Here is a 22,327-nt window from a genome sequence, read left to right on the forward strand (position 1 = left end):
GCGACTTACGAAAACTTAGGAATAGAACATTGGAAGAGGTGTTAGTATGATAACTAAAAAACTACCATTGCATATAGACGATATTAAAAAAGCTCAAACTATTTTGGACAGAAATGCTCGTAAAACTCCATTAGTAAAATCATTTTATTTGACTAGTAAAACAGGTGGAGAAATTCACTTGAAATTAGAAAATATGCAATTAACAGGTTCGTTTAAATTCCGTGGTGCGTTTAATAAAATGTCACAGCTGACAGATCAAGAAAAAGAGAGAGGAGTAATTGCTTGTTCTGCTGGTAATCATGCGCAAGGAATTGCTTTATCTGCTCATTTACTCGGTATTAAAAGTAAAATTGTAATGCCGATTTCTGCCCCTCAAGCGAAAGTTGATGCAACGAAAGGATATGGATCTAAAGTGGTTTTACATGGTGAAACCTTTGATGATGCGAAGGCAAAATGTGAGGAGATTATTAGAGAAACAGGTGAAACATACTTACATCCATATGACGATGTAGAAGTAATGGCTGGTCAAGGTACAATAGGATTAGATATTCTTGATGATATGTGGGATGTTGATACGGTCATTGTACCAATTGGTGGAGGAGGAATTATTTCTGGAATTGCTGTTGCATTAAAATCTTTTAATCCGTCGATTCATATAATTGGTGTCCAAGCAGAAAATGTTCATGGGATGAAGGCATCTTATGACAAAGGTACAATTATAGAACATTATGAGGCACCTACGATAGCAGATGGTTGCGCGGTAAAAATACCAGGCAATTTAACTTTTGAAGTTGTAAAAGAATTAGTAGATGATATTGTAACAGTATCAGAAAAAGAGCTGGAATTAGCGATGAAAGACTTATTACAACGCGGGAAAGCTGTTGTAGAAGGTGCAGGCGCATTAGCTACTGCTGCTCTACTTGCAGGGAAAGTGGATACATATATTAAGGGAAAAAAAGTAGTAGCGGTTATATCTGGTGGGAACGTAGACTTACAGCGCATATCGAGTGTTTGTGAACAATTTTTTGTGGCGAATGAAGTGAAATGAAATAGTACATTTAAACATTGTGTAATAAAAGAGGAGCTAAGTAACATTATATTAGCTCCTTTTTCATTATGTTTGTGCGGGAGTAAATAATGACTCCATTTTTACTTTGCTCTTTTCTCGAATTTCGGCGTCTGCATGGCGCATCACGTATTTATGAGCTACAGCGATCGCCAAAACATCATCTAATAAGCCAATCCCAATAATAGCAGCTATATCTGGAATAAAGTCGATTGTTAATACGTAATAAGATAAAGCGGCTAATATGATGAATTTCGCTTTAGTAGGTAACCCTTTTTTTCTCATTGTGTAATATAAAATAATACTTTCATATACGCTAGATTTACCGAGATCTGCTGAGCTTTTCTTGAATTTTTTCCAAAGTTTCTGTTTCTCCATATAAACACTCCTTTTACAAAAAAATAGATTTTTTAAAAGGATAGACAAAGAAGTGAGAGACTAATCAATTTTATAGTTTTTCTTAATGTATATTTCAATAAAAATAGGGAATTACCTGTTCAAAATAATAGAATGTTGGTTATGTAACGACTCACAGTGTATATGTTCGTTCCAAGTAAAGGTACTACGTAGATAACGTTTTGTGGTAATGCGTATTAAAGTTAATTTTTCACATTAATCTCTGCATTCGTACAATGTTGAATTACTTCTAAATAATCTATTGATGAGAAATTTAGTAATTCTTGAATAGCCCCTTTCCTCGCTGGTGATTCATAGGCTTCTAATGTGATTCTGTTATTAATCGATTAGCTGCTTCATCTAGCATTTCAGGTGTTACTTTGTTTTGAATTATTTTTTCCTCTCTTTTCTCCCATCTTCTTGAAAGTAGTCACTTCGGTGATGTTTTTTTATTTTCTCAGATGAAGCCGATGAGTTTGAGTTTTAGAATTTTATCGTGGTATTATTTATGTAACGAGGGGATGTTGTAAGAAAAAATACAATTTTTTGGGGGAATGAGAATGGGAATTTATAACTATGAAGCGAAAGAGGATTTGCAAGTAGGAGAAGTTTGTTTAGAACGAGATATTTATGAAATTGTAAATTTTTACAAGAAAGGGTCAATAGTTTTATGTGATTCAGTATCTCGGTTCAGTGCGAATTCAGACAGAATGTTTAAAGTGATAAATAGGATAGAAACATATATGCATAAAAATGAAGACTATACATATCAGGTTTCGGATAGGCCAAAGTTGATTTATGTAGTTGAACAGGTAAGATAAGGAAAGCATTCATAACGGATGCTTTTTTCTTTGCTATATAGAAAGTACACATTAAACGTAAATTTGAACGAAATGTATGTAGATGATTTAGTTTTTATTAAACATTTATTAAGTGGTATGGGGGAAGAAAAATGAAGATAATAGAACTACCAATTGAATTCGAATTTAACGAGCAAAAACAATGTATTTATCCAAGTTTAATAATAGTAAACGATGAATTAACTTTAGTAGATACAGGGTATATGAATTTTTTACCTTTAATTGAAGAGGCAATTTTAAAACATGGATACAAGATGAAAAACTTAAAAAATATAATTATTACTCATTATGATGACGATCATATAGGATCTTTATATGATTTTAAAGTGAAATATCCTCAAGTTAATATTATTGCTAGTGAAATTGAATCTAACTACATTAATGGTGATATAAAATCAGAGAGATTAGTTCAAGCAGAAGAAATGTTAGAACGTATGCCAAATGAAGAAAAAGAATTTGGTAAATGGTTTATACAACAGTTAAAAAATATAAGACATATTTTCGTCGATGAAAAAGTACATGATGGACAAATAATTTTGAATGGTGAATGTCAAATAGTAGCGACCCCAGGACATACTTCGGGACATATTTCATTATATTTTCCGGACTTACACAGTGTAATTACAGGAGATGCAGCCGTTCAAGATAATGGTGAATTAGTAATAGCTAATCCGAATTTTTGTTTAGATATAGAAAAAGCGGAAGAGTCTTTAAAGAGGATTAAAGACCTTAAAGCTGTAAAGTATTATTGCTATCATGGAGGGGAATTCAATATATAAAATAATAAAAAACCGATCTTTCTTATATAGAAAAGATCGTTTTTTAATTCATAGATTCTGCAATTTGAATTAAATCCTTGATGTTATATTTTCCTTGTATATAGCGTTTGTTACCAATTGCAATTGTGTATTGAAAACCATTTTTCTGAAAAAGGAGCTCATATGCTGAATCGAAATGAGGATTGTATAATGCTTTTATATTATTTTTTAAGCTATAGAACTTAGCGCCCCTATGTACATAGAAATTTAATTTGTTTTGAACTGGTGAAACAGTGATTTTAAAAATCCCATTAATATCTTCATTGTAGTATTGGAGGTTTAAGTAATCGTTATAGATGTATCCTTGAAATTCGTGAATTTCGAACGGGAATTTTGTAGGAGTAAGTATATGTTTCTTACACTTCATTTCATATTCTTTTACGATAGTAGCTTCTTTCATAAATGGATTCGTTCCATCATAAATTTGATTAATTCGAGATATTTTATTATTCTTTGTTACTATTTCCAAAATGAAACCGATAGTAAATTCATCATTAGTGCCTTTGAAATAAGAAATAAGAATTGTAGTATCTTCTTTTGGAGATAGTACGGTTTTAATTTCATGAATAGGTTTTTCCTTTTGGAAAGTAGGTAGTTTAACTCCTTCTGTTACATATGACTGCATTAATTCTTTATCATTTTTGAGCAAAGCATGTTTGAATTCACTGATTACATCTGTTTGAGATTTTGCCGTTATAATTGTGGTGGATTGAAAATATAGTAAGTAAAATATGCAAAAGATCCTTATGAATGTAGTTGTCAATTTTATCACCCTATAACTATATTTCCGTAACATTGAAATATATATGTACAGGAGGGGAGAAGATGAGTTTATTATTTGATGTAATAGCAGATATCATTTTATTTTTCCCTCAAAATGACATGAAATTAAAACATCATATTGCCAAATTAAGCGAATTTGAGTGGTTTCGAAAGCTACACGAAGATACAAAGTATACAAAATTAATTTGGAGTAATAGAAAAATTAAGAAGTTCATTTTGAATTCTGCAAATATGAAAGCATTAATAAATTCTGAGATAAAACAAAAAGAATTTGTCCAACTAGTACATAATGAATATAAAAAAAGAAGATAAGAATTTTTTTATTTTTCATATTTGGCGAAACAAATGGTACAATGAAAGCTAATGTGAAAAATAAGGAAAAGAAGTGGTCAATTTGAAAAACTTTTTAGAATTAGGAATTAGTGAAACTTTTAATCATACATTACGTGAAAATGGAATAACAGAAGCAACACCAATTCAGGAGGAAGCAATTCCTGTTATACTGTCAGGTAAAGATATTATTGGGCAGGCGAAAACAGGAACGGGTAAAACGTTAGCATTTGTGTTACCAATTTTAGAAAAAATCGATCCAGAATGTAGCGATGTTCAGGCTTTAATTGTTGCACCAACAAGGGAACTAGCACTGCAAATTACAACTGAAATTAAAAAAATGCTTGTGCAAAGAGAAGATATTAATGTATTAGCGATTTATGGCGGTCAAGATGTAGCACAACAATTGAGAAAGTTAAAAGGTAATACACATATTGTTGTTGCGACACCAGGACGATTATTAGATCATATACGACGTGAAACAATTGATTTGAGTAATCTTACAACGATTGTATTAGATGAAGCGGATCAAATGCTTTATTTCGGTTTCTTATATGATATTGAAGATATTTTAGATGAGACACCTGGTAGTAAACAAACGATGTTATTCTCAGCAACGATGCCAAAAGATATTAAAAAATTGGCGAAGCGTTATATGGATGAACCGCAAATGGTTCAAGTACAAAGTGAAGAAGTAACGGTAAATACAATAGAGCAACGTGTCATTGAGACGACAGATCGTGCAAAGCCAGATGCACTTCGTTTTGTTATGGACCGTGATCAGCCATTTTTAGCAGTTATTTTCTGTCGTACAAAGGTTAGAGCGAGTAAGCTTTATGATAATTTAAAAGGACTAGGTTATAATTGTGCTGAACTTCATGGTGATATACCTCAAGCGAAACGTGAAAGAGTTATGAAGAGTTTCCGCGAAGCAAAAATTCAGTACTTAATCGCAACGGATGTAGCAGCTCGTGGACTTGATGTAGATGGTGTAACGCACGTATTTAACTATGATATCCCTGAAGATGTAGAAAGTTATATTCACCGCATTGGCCGGACAGGACGTGCAGGTGGATCAGGTATTGCAATTACGTTCGTTGCAGCGAAAGATGAAAAACATTTAGAAGAAATTGAAAAAACGCTTGGTGCACCAATACAAAGAGAAATAATCGAACAACCGAAGATAAAACGTGTAGATGAAAATGGAAAACCGGTACCAAGGCCGGCTCCGAAGAAATCAGGCGAGTATCGTCAAAGAGATAGCCGTGAAGGTTCAAGAAGTGATTCAAGACGTGGTTCGAGAAATGGCTCAAGAAGTGATTCAAGAAATAGTTCAAGAAATGAAAACAACCGATCATTTAATAAGCCAAGTAATAAAAAAGGTAGTACAAAGCAAGGTCAGCAAAGACGTGGCCGTTAAATAATTATAATTGTAAAGAGTCGCAAAATATTGTGGCTCTTTTTTTGTTTGTATAGAACAAGGATGATAGCAAGAAAAAAAACGGAAATTTCATTCACCGTATTTAAAACTTACAAAGGAAAGTTTATAGTCCAAAACCAGTAGAACAAGGGTATTACAACCATGTCGTAATTCAAGAACAAGTGCAACTTACGTATGGACAATATTTAATCGAAAAAAATCGAGAGAAAGCAATTCGTACTAGCTCCTCTGATGATGATACGAATTATGAAAAAATCAATTGGTATAACGATATAAAAACATCTTTTGCAAACAAAGAATTGGCCGATTTGGTGAAAGAAATTTGTAACTTTGTTAGTTTTGTTCGATGGGAACTCGAGATGCACAACTACCATCCTTATTGGGAAGTTACTTACTACGGCGATGAAGGTAATGTAGTGTGAAGTTAACAGAAGGGATAGTATGCGAAATAAGAAAAAGGACTAGCAGTCGTACCTGCTGTCCTTTAATAGGAGAAAAAGTAATCTTGTTTAGAACTACGCATAAACAGAAAATCTGCTTGTGATTAGTTTTACCCTAAATATAAGTGTCTATACAAAAAAAGGGATAAGTAAAAAATACTTATCCCCGGAAGGGAAATCCCAAGCACCAAAATGGCTCGTATTGGTCTGCAGGTTCAAAAGTAGTATATGTAAAACAAAAAATCTCATACAAAAAGCAGACAACGATTTTGGTTGTCTGCCAGTGCGCTCAATGAGTTAGCTAATTGTGATAATTTGCATCCCCATTGCGAGAAGAGTGAAGCTGCTAGTTCAAACAGCTTGTTCGTATTATTTTCGATTCCCTAAAAAATATACAGAGAAAGCAGATAAGTGAAAAATCTATCTGCTTCTGCTGTAACAAAAGAAAGAAGTATTAGCCGTGGACACGGCGGCTTGAAAATAGTATGTATTTTTATTTGGAAAATATTCAGGGGGTGAAGAAACATGGAATGTTTAATAAATGGTGTTTGCGAAATTAATCAACTAATTAGTAAAACAAAGTAGAAAAAGAATGAGCAAATATAACAATAAAAAGGTAAATGTTCAAAAGAGTGATGAGTATAAAGTAAAACAAAATAGCTATATTAAAGCTTGATTTTCATAAAAAATAAAGCACACATATAAGTGTGCTCTTATGAACGCTTTAGATTTGTGTGACTACATAGTCACCATACAATAAAATATGCTTGTTTGATATAAATGTGTGTCAAATCTATAACATATATTTTGGGGTGTATAAGGAATATTAAATGTTAATTAGCCAAGCATATTGTTTTTATTAACGAATTTGTGCAACTGTTAAAGCGGCAGAACGAATATCTACTGTACCAATTACTTCAACGGGTACAATTTGAATTAAATCACCAGGGTTTAAGTTTATTAGAATGACACCGCTGGATACATCTACTTCACCAGTGCCAATGATATTAGAACGGACTGCGGTTCCTGATCCTGCAATAATATTAGTTGATGAGTTTAGTGTTAAGAAAAAGCGCGCTGCTTCCGGGGCTACTGGAACATTATCGAGGCTGATTGTTAATGTATAACTGATTTGATAAATACCAGCTACTTGAATTCTAATACCAGTTCCTGTACTAATTGTATCATTGATTACAGGGACAGTAATGTTTGGATTTGGGCCCGTACTAGGTAGTAGTAGTGGCGTGAATAGTGTGGCAAATTGAGGTGAAGTAGCATTAAAAGCAAAACCGAGAGCTGGTAGTGTACTGGGGGCTTGTGCTCTACAATTAAAGTTCGTGAGCTTACGACTAGATGATCGCATATTTTCACTCCTTTCTTTCATTTAGATTGCGTGAGTAACAACCTCACGTTTTGGACAAGCACAATACAATATATGAAAATTTATAGTGAATAGTGCAGAAGTGTACTGTTATGGGTAACACTAATTGCCTATTGTACAAAGGAGATACTACGCTTACAGAAATAGTTTGTAACCTAAAGTTGAAAAAATAGTATGAATAGAGTTGAAAATGCTATTTAGAAATGAAAGGAAACATAATAAAAAGGAACATACATATAAGCATGCTCTTTGACAAGAAAGGTAGATTTTTATGAGTGGATTCCTCCATACAATAATATATGCTTGTCCGGTTAATAGTTGAGAAAGGGAGAATGCATATGGAACGAATGGAAGCGTATAACAAAATAAAGATTTCATTTTATAGTAAAGGGGAATAGATATGTGTATTTATTGGGAAAACGTAGTTAAAGAGTTCTTTAAGAGGTAAGAACTGGAACGAAATAAAAGAGCAGCTAGCAAAAGCTAACTGCTCAATACAAGGAGATACAGAGAAGACTACTTTACATGAATGTTGGCATACAGCCTACATTCAGTATTGACCGAATATTTATTTTAAATCCAATTTATTTAAAGTAAACATCCCAACAGATAAAATGGCTGCGCTTGCTACAGAACCTAGCCAGTCTCTCCAGCTTAATGTATTTAAAGATGCATCTGTTAAATCCATAATTAAGAAGATAGCAAACATTAATACACCAAATGCTAAGCATCCCCAAAATGTTTGCAAATATTTAATCATCTTATTTCGGAACTTGCTCATATAAATCACCCTTATTAATAATTTATATTTTTATAAATAAATTATCGCATGTGCAAAAATTAAAAGTATGAAATATGCAAAATTACATATTGGAACTTAACAAAAAATCCATTCATAAGTAAATAGATCGAACAGAGGGAAACCGTTTCGTATGAATCAATTGTCATTTTTTGAAGTCATCGATGAAAAGGAGATGCGTAGATTTGTGGTAAAGGAGCTGAAAAACTACAAAGTATTGTGCGTTTGAATGAAGAATCAACAAAAATAGGATCAAGCGGGGGCATCGTTCTTTTCCTCAAATGAAAGGTGACGGTAAGAAACATGAGATACATTTTAAACAAATTAAACGGAAGTTAAAAAATAAAAATTTATAAAGGAAATAGAAAGTAGGGAGTTGTATATATACGATAATAGGAAACTTTTTACTAACTAAGCATATAATTTAAATAGACCGACAGTCGGTCTGATGGGAAGGGGAACTTGAATGCGAATAGTAAAGGAATATGAGAAGCGTAGAAAAGAAATTTTAGAAACGGCTGAACGTTTATTTATTACGAAAGGTTATACGAAAACAACAGTAAATGACATTTTAAAAGAGATAGGGATAGCAAAGGGGACGTTTTATCACTATTTTAAATCGAAAGAAGAAGTAATGGATGAGATTATTATGAGGATTATTAAAGAAGATGTTGCTAAAGCGAAAGTAATCGTCTCTAATCCAAATATACCAGTATTAGAAAAGTTATTTCGAGTTTTAATGGAGCAATCTCCAAAATCAGGTGATATAAAAGATAAAATGATTGAGCAATTTCATCAACCAAATAATGCAGAAATGCATCAAAAAAGTTTAGTACAATCCATTATTCATTTATCTCCTGTATTAACAGAAATTTTAGAACAAGGAATTGAAGAAGGGATATTTTCGACTTCATATCCACAAGAAACGATTGAACTATTACTATCTTCAGCGCAAGTCATATTTGATGATGGGTTATTCCAATGGAAGCCAGAAGAAATGATGAGGAGGGTGAAAGCTTATATTAAAATGATGGAAGTATCTGTTGGAGCGAAAGAAGGATCCTTTAATTATATGCTGGAGGTTTTAATGAAACAGAAATGATATTTTTTTGTTTGTTTATTATAGACCGACAGTCGGTCTAAATTAAAGGAAGGGTGTGATTATGATATCTATTAGTATAAAACCTTCGATGAAAGATTTTTATTTAATGGTGAGTGGGCAAATTATTACTATTTTGGGTTCAACACTTTTACGTTTTGCTCTGTCATTATATGTGCTAGATTTAACAGGGCGTGCTGATATATTCGCAGGATTATATGCGATAACGAGTATTCCGTTTTTGCTAGCTCCTCTTGGCGGAGCGATAGCAGATCGTTTCAATCGTCGTAATTTAATGGTTATTTTTGATTTTATAAATGCTGCGATTGTATTAAGCTTTATAGTTTTGTTATTTACTGAATCTGTATCTATTCTATTGATTGGAACAATTATGTTTTTACTAGCAATCGTTAGTGCAATGTACGCACCAGTTGTAATGGCAAGTATTCCGCAATTAGTTCCAGAGAAAAAGTTAGAACAAGCGAACGGTATCGTAAATGGTGTGCAAGCATTATCTAATATAGTTGCTCCTGTATTAGGAGGGATATTGTACGGCATAATTGGCTTGAAAATGCTCGTAATAATAAGTTGCTTTGCTTTCTTTTTATCTGCGATTTTAGAAATGTTTATCACAATACCTTTTATAAAGAGAGTGCAAGAAAGCCATATCATACCGACAATTGTAAAGGATATGAAAAGGGGATTTATCTATGTTTTAAAACAACCATTTATTTTGAAATCTATGTTTTTAGCCGCATTACTAAATTTAATACTGACGCCGCTATTTGTTGTTGGTGCTCCAATTATTATACGAGTAACAATGGAAAGTAGCCACACGTTATATGGAATTGGAATGGGATTAATCGATTTTGCTACTATTATAGGTGCATTATCAATAGGTTTTTTTGCGAAAAAGCTACAGATGCAAACATTGTATTATTGGATGATTTTAATAGCTTTATTAGTAATACCAATGGTACTATCAGTTACACCATTTATTCTTAATTTAGGACACTATCCACCATTTATCCTCTTTATACTTTCTTCTATTTTAATTGCAATGATCATGACAATTGTATCCATCTATGTGATTACTGTAGTTCAAAAGAAAACACCAAATGAGAACTTAGGAAAAGTAATGGCAATTATAACAGCGGTATCCCAATGTATGGCACCGATTGGGCAAGTCATTTACGGTTTTATGTTTGAAGAATTCAGTATGAAAATTTATTTACCTATATTAGTTATTAGTTTCATAATGTTATTAATAGCAGTTGTGACGAAGAAAATACTATCCAATGAAGGGAACTAGCTTTATATGATTAGGAGAATGTTAAAAAGAGATTTCTCTCAAAATAAAATGATAATTACTATTTTATTTTTGTTTATCATGTTATCAAGTCTTTTAATGGCTAGTGCTTCAAGTAATGTTATAAATCTATTGAACTCAATGGATCAATTGGTTAAAGTATCAAACGCACCGCACTTCGTACAAATGCATGCAGGAGAAGTAAATCAAAAGTCAATTGATTCCTTTGTAGAAAAAAATCCGTTTGTAAAAAAACAGCAAACGGCTGAGATGGTTCAAATAAATGGATCTAACATTTTTATTAAAAAGAAAAATCAAGCAGAACATAATAGTGTAATGGACATTAGTTTCGTGAAACAAAATAGTAAGTTTGATTTTTTATTAAATTTAAATAATGAAGTGGTCGATGTTACGAAAGGGGAAATAGGTGTACCCATTTATTATATGCAAAAATATAATTTGCGTATGGGAGATAAAATATGGGTTATTAAAGATAATAATGAACTAGAATTTACGATTTCAGCATTTGTTCGTGATGTTCAAATGAACCCATCAATCGTTAGTTCAAAACGATTTGTAATAAGCAATAAAGATTTTGAAAGAATAAAAAGAAATTTTGGAGAAAGCGAATATCTTATTGAATTCCAGCTAACAGACGAAAATAAAATAAATGAATTTGAAAATCTATATAAGTCATCGAACTTACCACAAAAAGGTCCCTCTATTACGTATTCACTATTTAAAACACTCAATTCATTAACAGATGGAATAATAGCTGCAGTACTTATCATAATAAGTGCATTATTAATGTTAATTGCAATGTTATGTATTAGATTTACGATTATTACTTCGATGGAAGAAGATTATCGGGAAATTGGTGTTATGAAAGCTATCGGCATTACAAGTAAAGATATTCAAAAACTATATGTAACAAAATATGTTGTTATTTCAGCTGGTGGGTGTATATGTGGATATATACTTTCACTATTTGTTACAAAGATATTCACTTCGAATATCACTCTTTATATGGGAGCGGCAGATAAAAGTATTTTACACAATGTTGTGCCATTCATAATTACAACACTATTATTTTTAGTCGTTATCTTGTTCTGTCGTATCATTTTATGGGAATTTAGGGGAATTACAGCAATAGATGCTTTACGATCAAGAGATAAACTAGGGAAAAGAAAAATTAGAAACTTTTTTTCACTCAATCAATCTAAATTTAAAAATGTAAATATATTTATTGGTATACAAGATGTTATAAAAAGATTTAAGTTATATCGCGTATTAAGTATCGTATTAATAATAGCTGTGTTCATGATTGTTGTACCTGTTAACTTTTTGTATACGATTCAGTCACCGGATTTTGTAAATTATATGGGAACAGGAAAAAGTGATATTCGAATAGATTTACAGCAAACTGAAAATATAGAGAAACGTTTTAAGGGTGTTATTTCATATGTAAAAAATGATAAAGAAGTAGAAAAATATGCAACATTTGTTACGAGTACATTTAAAATGGTAAACGCTGATGGTACACATGAAAACTTAAATGTAGAAATGGGAGACTTCACTAAATTTCCATTAGACTATATCCAAGGTAGGGCACCAAAAAATGAAAATGAAATTTCTCTTTCTTATATGAACGCAAATGAATTAAAAAAGAATGTAGGGGATCATATCGTTTTATTTGTTGATGGGAAAGAGAAAACACTAACGATTAGTGGTATGTATCAAGATGTAACGAATGGTGGGAAAACAGCTAAAGCTAGTTTTTCTAATAATAATGAAAATATATTATGGTATGTAGTAAATGTAGATATGAAGCCTAAAGTGGATTTGCAAGAAAAAGTGAAGGAGTATAAACAAAAATTTAGTTCTGTAAAAATAACAGATACAAATGATTATGTAACGCAAACTTTAGGAGAAACAATTAAACAATTAAGACTCGTGACACAAGTGGCTATTTTGATTGCGATATTGATATCAGTTTTAATTACTGCAATGTTTTTTAAAATGTTATTAGCAAAAGATTCTTCGCAAATTTTAATTATGAAAAATATCGGTTTTTCTAGTAAAGATATTCGTATACAGTATATAACACGTTCTATCTTCATTGTATTATTAGGCATTGTGATAGGGACATGTATAGCTGCTACGTTTGGTGAAATGTTAGTAAGTTGGTTAGGGTCTTTTATGGGAGCTGCTCATATAAAGTTTGTCGTGAATCCTATCGTTTCTTATGTAATATGTCCAGCTATATTATGTATATGTGTGACTGCAACAACGCTTTTCAGTAGTTTTACTATGAAACAAACAAACGATGTAAAGCCAAATGGGGAGTAGGGGTGTATCACTTGAAAAAAATTTTAGAAGTAAAGCAAGTAAACAAAACATATTCAATGGATGGAAATACAAATTATCACGTGTTAAAAAATATAGATTTAGAGATTTATGAGGGAGAATTTGTATCGGTCATGGGGCCTTCTGGTTCTGGGAAATCGACATTACTATATAATATTAGTGGAATGGATCAAATGTCATCAGGAAGTGTAAAAATTGATAGTAAAGAATTATCATGTATGAAAGAAGAAGCGTTAGCGAAATTACGTCTTACTGAAATAGGATTTATTTTTCAGCAGAGCAACCTTCTTAGAAACTTGAACCTATTTGATAATATCATCTTGTCAGCATATTTAGCGAAATGTGAGAGTAAGAAAATAGTAAATAAACGTGCTCTAGAGCTAATGGAGAATATGGGGATAAGTGATATAGCGTCTCATTATATAACCGAAGCATCTGGGGGGCAATTACAAAGAGTCTCTATTTGTAGAGCGCTCATTAATAATCCAAATATTATTTTTGCAGATGAGCCGACTGGTGCTTTAAATTTAAAATCAACAGAAGAAGTAATGCAAATATTATTAAATATTAATCGTGGTGGAACGACCATTATGTTAGTCACTCATGATGTGAAAGTAGCAGCAAAAACAGAAAGAATTCTTTTTATGGCGGACGGAGAAATTGTTAGTGAAATACAGTTAGGTAAGCTTAGGAACGATGATTTAAAAGCGCGAGAAGAGAAGTTGTTAAACTGGTTAGCTGTACTTGGATTTTAAAGAGAAAAACTCCTATTGAATGTAGGAGTTTTTCTTTGTCTTAAAGTTCTAAAAGATATATAATAATTTTCTGAATATTAAAATTGGAGGGGTGCAAATGAAAAATGAAACGTTGCACACGCAAGAAGATATTATTAAAATGCTGGATTCATTATTAAGACCAGCAGAACCATTTTGGAATGAATTTTATGCGAATAGAGAAAAAGATGTTCCGTTTTTTGAAAATGTTCCAGATGAGAATCTAGTTTCGTATATACAAAAAAAGCGGGTTTCAAAAGGAAAAGTACTGGAACTTGGATGTGGTCCGGGTAGAAACGCAATTTATCTAGCAAATGAAGGGTTTGATGTAACAGCAGTAGATTTATCTATAGAAGGCATTAGCTGGGCGAAAGAGAGGGCGTTAGCAAAAGGAGTAGAAATTGAATTTATTTGTGATTCAATTTTCAATTTAGAGGTTCAAAATGAATTTGATTTTGTATACGATTCGGGCTGTTTGCATCATATTCCACCACATAGAAGAGTCAATTATGTGGATTTAATTAAAAACGCATTGAAATCAGGTGGTTATTTCGGATTAACGTGTTTCGCGGCAGGTGATTTAGATGAGCGAAATGGATCAGAAATAACAGATTGGGACGTATATAGAGGATGGAGTTTACAAGGAGGTCTTGCTTATTCGGAAGAAAAACTAAGAGAGATATTTAAAGGATTTGAAGTGATTGAAATTAGAAAGATGGAACAGATTGAACAACCAAATACTATGTTTGGAGAATCATTTCTTTGGACAGCATTATTTAAGAAGAAATAAGAATGTAGATAATTGACAAACTCATCGTTTTTATAGACAATATAATAATGAGAATGTATGTTCGTTTTTATTAACCGATGTATATTTTGCATAAATACATAACAAGGGGTTGTCTCTAAATGAGTAACACAAATCAAAAAATTACTACGTTTTTAATGTTTGAAGGAAAAGCTGAGGAAGCGATGAATTTTTACACGTCGCTATTTGATCAATCAGAAATTGTAAGTATCTCTCGTTACGATGAAAACGGACCTGGTAAAGAGGGTACTGTCATTCATGCAACGTTTACATTACACGGGCAAGAGTTCATGTGCATAGATAGTTATGTAAATCATAATTTTACATTTACGCCAGCTATGTCTCTTTATGTAACTTGTGATACGGAAGAAGAAATTGAAACAGCTTTTAATAAACTAGCGGAGGATGGAGCAGTACTTATGCCTTTAGGTGCCTATCCGTTTAGCAAAAGATTTGGTTGGTTAAATGATAAGTATGGTGTGTCTTGGCAGTTAACACTTGCTGAATAAAAAAGAAAAATTGTAGCTTATTTGTTTAATGGGTTCGGTTAAGAGCTTGAGAAATTAAATAACATTAATAAAGGTATTCCAACTGTCAACAGGTTTGTAATGCCTTTTTATGAGGATGATTTTGGTGGAACAAGGATATTAGATAAGCATATTAAAACATTTATTGCTACAAAAGCTATAAAGTTAAAGGTTGATTAAGAATTTTGACTTGTCACACGAGACGTTAGTCGAAGAAGGTTCTTAAAATAGTATATATAAAAGGAAAAGGGTGGAACTTTCCATCCTTTTCCTTTTATATAATTAGGTTATGCTTTTTATATTAAGAATTTTGTTGGCCGAATCTTTTCCCAAGTTTAGCTAGCAGTTCAGGCTGATCCCCTTGGCTCATTACAACTTCAACAAAGGTAAGTTGATCCTTATCATTACTTATTTTAGTTAAGACTTCTTGTAACTCTATTTCATTTTCCACTTTACATGTTAGGCTTTTTTCTTCTGTTCCGAATACGTTCGCTAGTTTTGTGTAATCCCACATTTGTATGTCATTATACGGTTCGTTTTGACCATGAATTGCACGTTCAACAGTATAACCATTGTTGTTAATTAAAAATATAATTGGGTTTAAATTTTGACGTAGTATAGTTGATAATTCTTGGACAGTTAATTGAAAAGAACCATCACCAATAATTAAAATGTTGCGCCGCGATAAATTAGCGAGCTGTGTACCAAGTAGAGCAGGTAACGTATAGCCGATCGATCCCCATAATGGTTGCGCTACATATGTAGTGTCGTTTGGTAAAGGGATAGCGGCACTACCAAAGAAAGGTGTTCCTTGCTCTGCAAGTAAGACGTCGTTTTCTTGTAAGAAATGGTACATTTGCTGCCAAAAGCGTTTTTGTGTAACCATTTGTAGCTTTGGATTAAACTTTTCAGTAATTAATATTGATTCTGAAATAAATGGCTTAATATCAAGCGTTTCTTCATTTCGATGTTCAATTACATCACTTAACTGTTGTAAAACATCTTTCATTACAACTGGCCCATATTTTTTATCTGTAATTTTCACAGTGTAGGGATGAATTTCAATAACTTGTTCTTTCGTAAAACCTTGTGTGAAGCCACCTGTAATAGTATCAGTTAACTTCACACCAATACTAATAATACAATCAGATTCATCAATTCGTTTACGCAAGTATGGAGAACTTACATCACCAGTATAAATCCCTATAAATTGAGGGTGTTTTTCTGGAAATATTCCTTTTCCCATACTTAACGTTGCAATAGGAAACCCTGTTTTTTCTACAAATTGATATAAATATTCTTTAGCATGAAAACGATCCACTTCAAAATCAGCTAAAATAATAGGTTTCTTTGCGCTATTTATTTTTGAAATGGTATGTAGAAGCATTTTATCCAGTGTTTCTTTATTACTTAAAATCGGTTTATGTAAAATTGGTTCTGTAGGTTTATTAATTGGTTTATTATACACATCAATCGGCAAATTAATATGAACAGGGCGTTTTTCATTCCAACATGCACGTAACACACGGTCAATTTCCTCAGCAGCATGTTCAGGGGGCAAATTTGTTTGTGCAACAGTGATTTCTCGATACATTTTGGAAAAATGATCGAACTTTCCATCACCTAACGTATGATGAACGAGTGCTCCATTTTCCATTACTTTTGTTGTTGGTGTGCCCGTGATTTTTATAACTGGTACGTTTTCGGCATATGAGCCGGCAATGCCGTTTATGGCGCTTAATTCTCCAACGCCAAAGGTGGTAATAAGAGCTCCGATTCCTTTTATGCGAGCGTACCCATCTGCTGCATATGCCGCATTTAATTCATTACAATTGCCAATCCACTCTACATTTTCATGTGCTATTACATCATCTAAAAAAGCCAAATTATAATCACCAGGGACACCAAAAATATGTTCAATTCCTAATTCGCTTAGTCGGTCTAATAAATAAGTACTAACAGTATATTGCGTTTTCAAGTGAATCATCTCCTCATTGTTTTGCTGTCTTGTAATAAACGTAGAGTATGGATTTAAAAATTCATTACGAGAATGTGGTATAATTTACATACAGGGGGAAAGTAGATGACACAACATAAAGAAGAACAGATGAATGAAGCATTAGCCTTATTTTACTTTGCATATAAAACATTTACTGAAAAGCCAGATGAAATTATAAAAGAGTATGGCATACAACGAGTACATCACCGAATTTTATTTTTTATCGCACGCTTTCCAGGTATAAGCGTAAATGAGTTATTATCACTGTTAGAAATAAGTAAACAGGCTCTACACGGACCATTACGACAACTTGTGGAAAAGGGCTTAATTGAGAGTAATGAAGCTATACATGATCGCCGTGTGAAACAGTTATCTTTAACAGAACAAGGTGCCGATTTAGAGAAAAAACTGAGCGATGTACAAAGACAACAAATGGGTGCTATTTTTTCAAAATTTGGTGAATCGTGTGAAGAAAATTGGCATCAAGTTATGAATGAAATGGCACATAGCCGATCAGGTTTTGATGCTTGGATATCGAAAAGGGAAGTTGCAATCGATCAAAAATAAAAAGAAATATATCTGTTTTTATAGTTTGAAAAAGAACAAATTTTATCCATACATTTGGCAACTATGATTTGGTCATAGAGTGAATGGATAAAAAGATACATTACTAGATACTTTATACGTGTACGCAATGGAACAATAAAATTCACATTTCCGAAAGGGGAATTATTATGATAAAACTTGTACTTATTCGTCACGGACAGAGTTTATGGAATCTTGAAAATCGCTTTACTGGATGGACAGATGTAGATTTATCAGAGAAAGGATTAAGTGAAGCGAGAGAAGCAGGAGCGATATTAAAGAAAAACGGATATACTTTTGATGTAGCTTATACATCTGTATTAAAACGAGCAATTCGGACGTTATGGATTGTACTTCATGAGATGGATCTTACCTGGGTGCCAGTACATAAATGTTGGAAGCTAAATGAAAGACATTATGGTGCATTGCAAGGTTTGAATAAAGATGAAACCGCGCAAAAATATGGTGAGGAGCAAGTTCATATTTGGAGAAGAAGTATTGATGTAAGACCACCTGCTCTTACTGAAGATGATCCCAGGTATGAAATAAAAGATCTAAGATATAAAGCACTAAAAAAAGGTGAGTTTCCATTGACAGAATGTTTAGTGGATACGGAGAAAAGAGTACTTGCTTATTGGCATTCAGAAATTGCGCCGAAATTAAAGAATGGTAACAAAGTAATCATTTCATCACATGGTAACACAATTCGCTCGCTAGTAAAATATTTAGATAATCTTTCAAGCGATGGTGTCGTTTCATTAAATATTCCAACGAGCATACCACTCGTGTATGAATTAGACGATGATTTACGTCCAATTCGTCATTATTACTTAAGTATGGATGGAGAAGTACCTGAAGGGGAAATTCCGAAACATATTTCTTTTTAACATGAAAATTTGAAACACATGCTTGTCTACATATACAATGTAGATTCAAGATAAAAGACGTGGTACCTTCTAATGTATATGCGATGTAACTAAATTTAGAAGCTTGTCCACGTCTTTTGTCATAAAGAGAGTTGCTTGTGCATGTAATGATATCGTGAGTAGTTTTTGAATGGAGGGTGATGTCATTGGTGATCTCTAACATTCGAATCGGCTTATTTATTTTAGCAATCGTTTTTCTAGTACTTGTTTTCTTTTATTGGAAAAACGAAGAGTTGTACGAGGAGAAGAAGCAACGTATTAGAAAGACTTGGTATGGGTTGTTTATAATATCAGTCACCGTGTATTTCATGATAAAAGGAATTGATTTAACCCTCTGGAAAAATCTTTTAATGTTCACTGCAATGGTTATTTTCGTTGATATTGCATTTATTTTAACACCTAATATTTCAGAAATATGGGGAGCGAAATTTAGCGATATCGGCAAGACGGTTCAATCGATAAAACGGTCATTAATTGCTTCTAAAGCAAGGGGAGAAATATACACAACAATCATTCAAAATGTCAATCCAGCAGTGTTCGGTACGATGGAATGGCATACGGAGGAAGAATACACAAAAAGCTTAAACGCATTTTTAGATTCGTATGGGGAAAAGATTGGAGCAAAAATTGTTGTATTTGAAGCGGCAAAGGAATTAAATACAAACTTTCGTGGTATCCGTTCTCAATTTAGTACTATGATTCCGTTAGAGTACATTGAGCAATTGAATGAGCAGAGAGCAGTACAAGTAGAAAATGTCGGAATTATACCAGCAAAAATAGTGAGTGATGTTTTCATTGTTATTGACGGGAAGAAAAATAACCTGCAAGATCGAGATTTTGAAAATGTATATAATTTAACAATACATCATAGTTATTTTAGTAAATAAGGACAGAAATTTTTTCTGTCCTTTTCACTTATACATAAAGGTAAAGCGAATTTAGACAAACTTGTATAAAATCGGACAATCATTCCTACACTAGCACGTAGAGGTGATTGTAGTGATAAAAAATAATGACAATGATTTTTTTAAAGAAGATAATGAAGATACAACGGATTTCTCGTTAATTAAAGGGGATACGATGCAGCAAGTAGAAGATTTAGAAGATGAATTAAAAAGAAAATGATACTTGTACATGCTGTTTACATTTACGATATAATATAAATAGAAGAATGTATATTTTTGAAGAGGGGGAGAAGAGATGGCTGAAGTAAATGTACAAAAGTCTTCGTTTTTTAAAGAAAAAAAAGAAGAACCGAATACAGATTTCTCTCTTGTGAAAGGTGCATTGACTCAAAATGTAGATCGATTAGAAAAATTTGTAGAGGCAATTCCATATAAGTATATAAAAGAGGGTAATGTAAAAGAGAATGCGTAAAAACATTCTCTTTTACATTACCTCTTTATGATTTGTTTATGCGTTATTTCTTTTTTTGTTTAAAAATGACTTTATACATATAATACCCAAGGGCTGCAAAAATGAATCCAATAACAGCACCAACTATTTCTTTCATAAACAATAAGTATAACGAAGCAATAATTAGTGTAAATAAGATTAAAATTAATACATACTTTGAAATAAATTCTAACCCTTTGTACACTAGTAGAATGACACCTGAAAGAACAGTGATGATAGGTAATATCCTATTTTCGAAAAAACCTTCCTTTTTTTTGCTAGAATGCTGTTGTTTATTCAATATAAATATACTCCCGTCTTAAAGGATTAATGTTTTATTAGTTTTGCTATTTCATTTTCGAAAAGATTTTTGGTTAAATAGGTTATATCAAAGGAATCATTTATTATATTTCGAGTTAATAGCCATTGGGTGTTTGTTGATTCAATAACAAAGAATCCATTGTTAGAAATAACCTCATTCTTTTCTGTTGTATCTAGACGTATAATAGTGTAAATAGACTGTGTTGTTTTTAAATCCATTATAAAATTTTCAGCATATAAGGAATTAAATCCATTCTCTATTAACGTTGTTTTCCCTTCTTGAATGGACAGAGGGAATAACTTTTCGATATTTTGTACGATATGATTTGGAAGAGTCCCTACAATGTTACTTCCTTTTTCCTCTTGCTGAAATACTAGCTGTAATAAATTTTTAGATTCTAAAAATAATCTATCGTCTGAAATTTCTTCGATTTTATGTGCAATCCCATCTAAACTCTGATATGTAACGTTTGAAGTGTTATCAATATAAATGTTAGCAGTAATCGTTGTTTCGTTTATAAAATCGACTTTTTGAAGTAATAATGAAAGTTGCGGGTTACACATAGTGTTGAATAATTTCTCTATACTCGGTTGTAATTGCATTTCTTTAGTTTGTTGATTAAAGTTTAATAATCCTCTAGCATATAGGGAATGCGCTGCAGTCAATAATATTTTTTCGACATCTGCTTTCTCTAGTTCATCATAAATAAGACTTAGTAATTCTTTTGCATAAGTTTGATTTTCTTTGGAATTCATTAGAAATGCTAATTCCTCTATAGAAACAATTTGTTTTTTATTCATAGCTTTTAAAAAGTCTAATTAGGGACTTTTTTTACCTCATTTCTTCAATTGATTTTTAATTTATTTTAAAAAATTAGTGAAGCTATCTGTAAAACTTGAAATACTCTCTTTAAACTTTTGACGGGGTACAAATTTATCTGCTAATTCATTGAATGCGGTTCCACCTACAGTAGAACCAATAATGCCACCTGCAATTGCACCAACAGCTGTACCAACTGGAGGGAAAATTAATGAGCCAGCTAATGCACCGGCTTCAGCACCCGCTACTCCACCTGCATAAGTTGAAGCTAAATTTCCAACTACTTTTCCTGTAGAATAAACTGTATCCATAGCAATATTAACACCAGCTTGAGAGCCATCATATTTTTTAAAATCACCTTTTATGGCGGATGTTAATGAATTTACTTCTCCTAATGCAGTAAGGGAAATGGAAGCTATACCAAAGGGTTTCATATTTTTTATAATATGCTTAGAAATATTAGATTCTTTAATACTATTTTTAGGAAGAGATTTATCCAATTTCCCTAATGATGCAGCGGTTTTTTCTAATGTTGAAAAGTTTTTTAAGGGAATTAATTTATTCCATATTTCTCCTGCCTTACCATTAACCCATTTACGAGTGACGATATCTACTAAATCATTTCTTTTTTTGTTAGGAATAACATTTAATACACCTGCCATTATACCTAATTTAACGGTGGGAGATAATGAGGTCATCAATCCCTTTTTGAGAGATTCAAGCAAACTTCCCTCATTTGTAGATAACTCAGCTCCTGTTTCACTATCTACTTTTCTGAATTTTTCGGCCGCTCTTTTTAGTTGAATTTCAATCTGTTGAAGGCAATGAATATATTTATTCATTACTTGGCTAGATTGTTGAAAATCATAATAAAACTTTTCTTTGGTAGAACCATACCAAATTGATTCAAGATATAAGATATCTTGTCGAAGGTTAGTAAATTGTACTTGTGCTTGCTCTTGAGCACTTTTAAAATTGTTAGCAGAAGCTTCTAATAATTCTGGAGTCACGATAATATTCAATATGGTTAACCTCCTTGTGTGAAAAATTATTTTAATCAAAAATATGTTAGATTATAATTCCA

General features: G+C 32.3%; 25 protein-coding genes and 1 pseudogene. 17 read left to right on the top strand and 9 right to left on the bottom strand.

The genetic code is table 11. The annotated features are described in order from the left end of the window. The first annotated feature begins 46 nt into the window (after positions 1 to 46). Positions 47 to 1,048 (top strand): bifunctional threonine ammonia-lyase/L-serine ammonia-lyase TdcB, encoded by a 1,002-nt coding sequence (gene tdcB / locus ACTFR9_RS04950; protein ID WP_000628911.1) that lies wholly within the window; start codon positions 47 to 49, stop codon positions 1,046 to 1,048. 66 nt (positions 1,049 to 1,114) lie between these two features. Here the strand turns inward: tdcB and ACTFR9_RS04955 are convergent, their stop codons facing one another. Together ACTFR9_RS04955 and ACTFR9_RS04960 are read right to left on the bottom strand one after the other, a co-directional pair. Further along, positions 1,115 to 1,444 carry a YkvA family protein gene (locus tag ACTFR9_RS04955; RefSeq protein ID WP_000414828.1) on the bottom strand — a complete coding sequence of 110 codons (330 nt, stop codon included), beginning with the start codon at positions 1,442 to 1,444 and terminating at the stop codon, positions 1,115 to 1,117. Positions 1,445 to 1,668: 224 nt separating this feature from the next. Further along, a pseudogene (locus ACTFR9_RS04960) lies at positions 1,669 to 1,806 on the bottom strand (SMI1/KNR4 family protein); the annotation flags it as partial. 216 nt (positions 1,807 to 2,022) lie between these two features. Here ACTFR9_RS04960 and ACTFR9_RS04965 point away from each other — a divergent pair. Together ACTFR9_RS04965 and ACTFR9_RS04970 are read left to right on the top strand one after the other, a co-directional pair. Beyond that, on the top strand, positions 2,023 to 2,283 hold the full coding sequence (locus ACTFR9_RS04965) for a hypothetical protein (RefSeq protein WP_000513520.1): 261 nt from the start codon (positions 2,023 to 2,025) through the stop codon (positions 2,281 to 2,283). A gap of 131 nt (positions 2,284 to 2,414) precedes the next feature. Next, entirely contained in the window at positions 2,415 to 3,101 is a 687-nt protein-coding gene (locus ACTFR9_RS04970; RefSeq protein ID WP_000691135.1) for an MBL fold metallo-hydrolase, read from the top strand. A gap of 43 nt (positions 3,102 to 3,144) precedes the next feature. Here ACTFR9_RS04970 and ACTFR9_RS04975 read toward each other — a convergent pair whose 3' ends face one another. Continuing rightward, entirely contained in the window at positions 3,145 to 3,936 is a 792-nt protein-coding gene (locus ACTFR9_RS04975) for a hypothetical protein (protein WP_025991664.1), read from the bottom strand. Positions 3,937 to 3,965: 29 nt separating this feature from the next. Between ACTFR9_RS04975 and ACTFR9_RS04980 the strand changes: the two genes are divergently transcribed. The 3 genes from ACTFR9_RS04980 to ACTFR9_RS04990 all read left to right on the top strand — a co-directional run bounded on the left by ACTFR9_RS04980 (position 3,966) and on the right by ACTFR9_RS04990 (position 6,116). Beyond that, positions 3,966 to 4,235 carry a hypothetical protein gene (locus ACTFR9_RS04980; RefSeq protein WP_061536410.1) on the top strand — a complete coding sequence of 90 codons (270 nt, stop codon included), beginning with the start codon at positions 3,966 to 3,968 and terminating at the stop codon, positions 4,233 to 4,235. Positions 4,236 to 4,308: 73 nt separating this feature from the next. Beyond that, positions 4,309 to 5,673: a DEAD/DEAH box helicase gene (locus ACTFR9_RS04985; protein ID WP_071741717.1), complete on the top strand. Its 1,365-nt coding sequence runs from the start codon at positions 4,309 to 4,311 to the stop codon at positions 5,671 to 5,673. 182 nt (positions 5,674 to 5,855) lie between these two features. After that, complete coding sequence (locus ACTFR9_RS04990; protein ID WP_001177683.1) at positions 5,856 to 6,116, top strand: hypothetical protein; 261 nt, start codon at positions 5,856 to 5,858, stop codon at positions 6,114 to 6,116. Between the two features lie 877 nt (positions 6,117 to 6,993). Here ACTFR9_RS04990 and exsF read toward each other — a convergent pair. Continuing rightward, complete coding sequence (gene exsF, locus ACTFR9_RS04995) at positions 6,994 to 7,497, bottom strand: exosporium protein ExsF (protein ID WP_001257912.1); 504 nt, start codon at positions 7,495 to 7,497, stop codon at positions 6,994 to 6,996. 586 nt (positions 7,498 to 8,083) lie between these two features. Continuing rightward, the gene (locus ACTFR9_RS05000) at positions 8,084 to 8,296 is read right to left on the bottom strand and encodes a hypothetical protein (protein WP_000033168.1); all 213 of its coding nucleotides are present in this window, start codon (positions 8,294 to 8,296) and stop codon (positions 8,084 to 8,086) included. A gap of 484 nt (positions 8,297 to 8,780) precedes the next feature. Between ACTFR9_RS05000 and ACTFR9_RS05005 the strand changes: the two genes are divergently transcribed. The 6 genes from ACTFR9_RS05005 to ACTFR9_RS05030 all read left to right on the top strand — a co-directional run bounded on the left by ACTFR9_RS05005 (position 8,781) and on the right by ACTFR9_RS05030 (position 15,179). After that, on the top strand, positions 8,781 to 9,416 hold the full coding sequence (locus tag ACTFR9_RS05005) for a TetR/AcrR family transcriptional regulator (RefSeq protein WP_229136340.1): 636 nt from the start codon (positions 8,781 to 8,783) through the stop codon (positions 9,414 to 9,416). A 61-nt stretch (positions 9,417 to 9,477) separates the two neighbouring features. Beyond that, positions 9,478 to 10,725, top strand: coding sequence for an MFS transporter (locus tag ACTFR9_RS05010; protein WP_229136339.1), 1,248 nt, complete (start codon positions 9,478 to 9,480; stop codon positions 10,723 to 10,725). 6 nt (positions 10,726 to 10,731) lie between these two features. Further along, on the top strand, positions 10,732 to 13,071 hold the full coding sequence (locus ACTFR9_RS05015; RefSeq protein WP_229136338.1) for an ABC transporter permease: 2,340 nt from the start codon (positions 10,732 to 10,734) through the stop codon (positions 13,069 to 13,071). Positions 13,072 to 13,082: 11 nt separating this feature from the next. Then, positions 13,083 to 13,844, top strand: a complete 762-nt coding sequence (locus ACTFR9_RS05020) for an ABC transporter ATP-binding protein (RefSeq protein WP_000721687.1) — start codon at positions 13,083 to 13,085, stop codon at positions 13,842 to 13,844. Positions 13,845 to 13,941: 97 nt separating this feature from the next. Further along, positions 13,942 to 14,652 (top strand): class I SAM-dependent methyltransferase, encoded by a 711-nt coding sequence (locus ACTFR9_RS05025; protein ID WP_000787480.1) that lies wholly within the window; start codon positions 13,942 to 13,944, stop codon positions 14,650 to 14,652. Positions 14,653 to 14,771: 119 nt separating this feature from the next. Then, entirely contained in the window at positions 14,772 to 15,179 is a 408-nt protein-coding gene (locus ACTFR9_RS05030) for a VOC family protein (RefSeq protein WP_000072485.1), read from the top strand. A 319-nt stretch (positions 15,180 to 15,498) separates the two neighbouring features. Here the strand turns inward: ACTFR9_RS05030 and ACTFR9_RS05035 are convergent, their stop codons facing one another. Further along, on the bottom strand, positions 15,499 to 17,184 hold the full coding sequence (locus ACTFR9_RS05035; RefSeq protein ID WP_440048957.1) for an alpha-keto acid decarboxylase family protein: 1,686 nt from the start codon (positions 17,182 to 17,184) through the stop codon (positions 15,499 to 15,501). Positions 17,185 to 17,280: 96 nt separating this feature from the next. On the opposite strand from ACTFR9_RS05035, the gene ACTFR9_RS05040 reads away from it, so the two are divergent. The 5 genes from ACTFR9_RS05040 (at position 17,281) to spoIISB (ending at position 20,084) form a co-directional block, all read left to right on the top strand. Further along, positions 17,281 to 17,763, top strand: coding sequence for a MarR family winged helix-turn-helix transcriptional regulator (locus ACTFR9_RS05040; RefSeq protein ID WP_000191884.1), 483 nt, complete (start codon positions 17,281 to 17,283; stop codon positions 17,761 to 17,763). Between the two features lie 167 nt (positions 17,764 to 17,930). Next, positions 17,931 to 18,668 carry a 2,3-diphosphoglycerate-dependent phosphoglycerate mutase gene (gene gpmA, locus ACTFR9_RS05045; protein ID WP_229136336.1) on the top strand — a complete coding sequence of 246 codons (738 nt, stop codon included), beginning with the start codon at positions 17,931 to 17,933 and terminating at the stop codon, positions 18,666 to 18,668. A gap of 188 nt (positions 18,669 to 18,856) precedes the next feature. Next, positions 18,857 to 19,594 carry a type II toxin-antitoxin system SpoIISA family toxin gene (locus ACTFR9_RS05050; protein WP_001997496.1) on the top strand — a complete coding sequence of 246 codons (738 nt, stop codon included), beginning with the start codon at positions 18,857 to 18,859 and terminating at the stop codon, positions 19,592 to 19,594. Positions 19,595 to 19,706: 112 nt separating this feature from the next. Then, positions 19,707 to 19,832: a hypothetical protein gene (locus ACTFR9_RS05055; RefSeq protein WP_000594608.1), complete on the top strand. Its 126-nt coding sequence runs from the start codon at positions 19,707 to 19,709 to the stop codon at positions 19,830 to 19,832. A 75-nt stretch (positions 19,833 to 19,907) separates the two neighbouring features. Then, the gene (gene spoIISB / locus ACTFR9_RS05060; RefSeq protein ID WP_000852625.1) at positions 19,908 to 20,084 is read left to right on the top strand and encodes a stage II sporulation protein SB; all 177 of its coding nucleotides are present in this window, start codon (positions 19,908 to 19,910) and stop codon (positions 20,082 to 20,084) included. A 43-nt stretch (positions 20,085 to 20,127) separates the two neighbouring features. On the opposite strand, the gene ACTFR9_RS05065 is transcribed toward spoIISB, so the two are convergent. From ACTFR9_RS05065 to ACTFR9_RS05075, 3 genes are read right to left on the bottom strand one after another with little or no spacing between them, the layout of a single operon-like run. Continuing rightward, positions 20,128 to 20,403, bottom strand: a complete 276-nt coding sequence (locus ACTFR9_RS05065) for a hypothetical protein (protein ID WP_001041552.1) — start codon at positions 20,401 to 20,403, stop codon at positions 20,128 to 20,130. A gap of 26 nt (positions 20,404 to 20,429) precedes the next feature. Next, on the bottom strand, positions 20,430 to 21,224 hold the full coding sequence (locus ACTFR9_RS05070) for a hypothetical protein (protein WP_165611452.1): 795 nt from the start codon (positions 21,222 to 21,224) through the stop codon (positions 20,430 to 20,432). Between the two features lie 60 nt (positions 21,225 to 21,284). Next, entirely contained in the window at positions 21,285 to 22,265 is a 981-nt protein-coding gene (locus ACTFR9_RS05075) for a WXG100 family type VII secretion target (RefSeq protein ID WP_071725439.1), read from the bottom strand. Positions 22,266 to 22,327: the final 62 nt, after the last annotated feature.

This window comes from Bacillus cereus group sp. MYBK222-1 (genome assembly GCF_051916425.1).
Taxonomy (GTDB): Bacteria; Bacillota; Bacilli; order Bacillales; family Bacillaceae_G; genus Bacillus_A; species Bacillus_A paranthracis.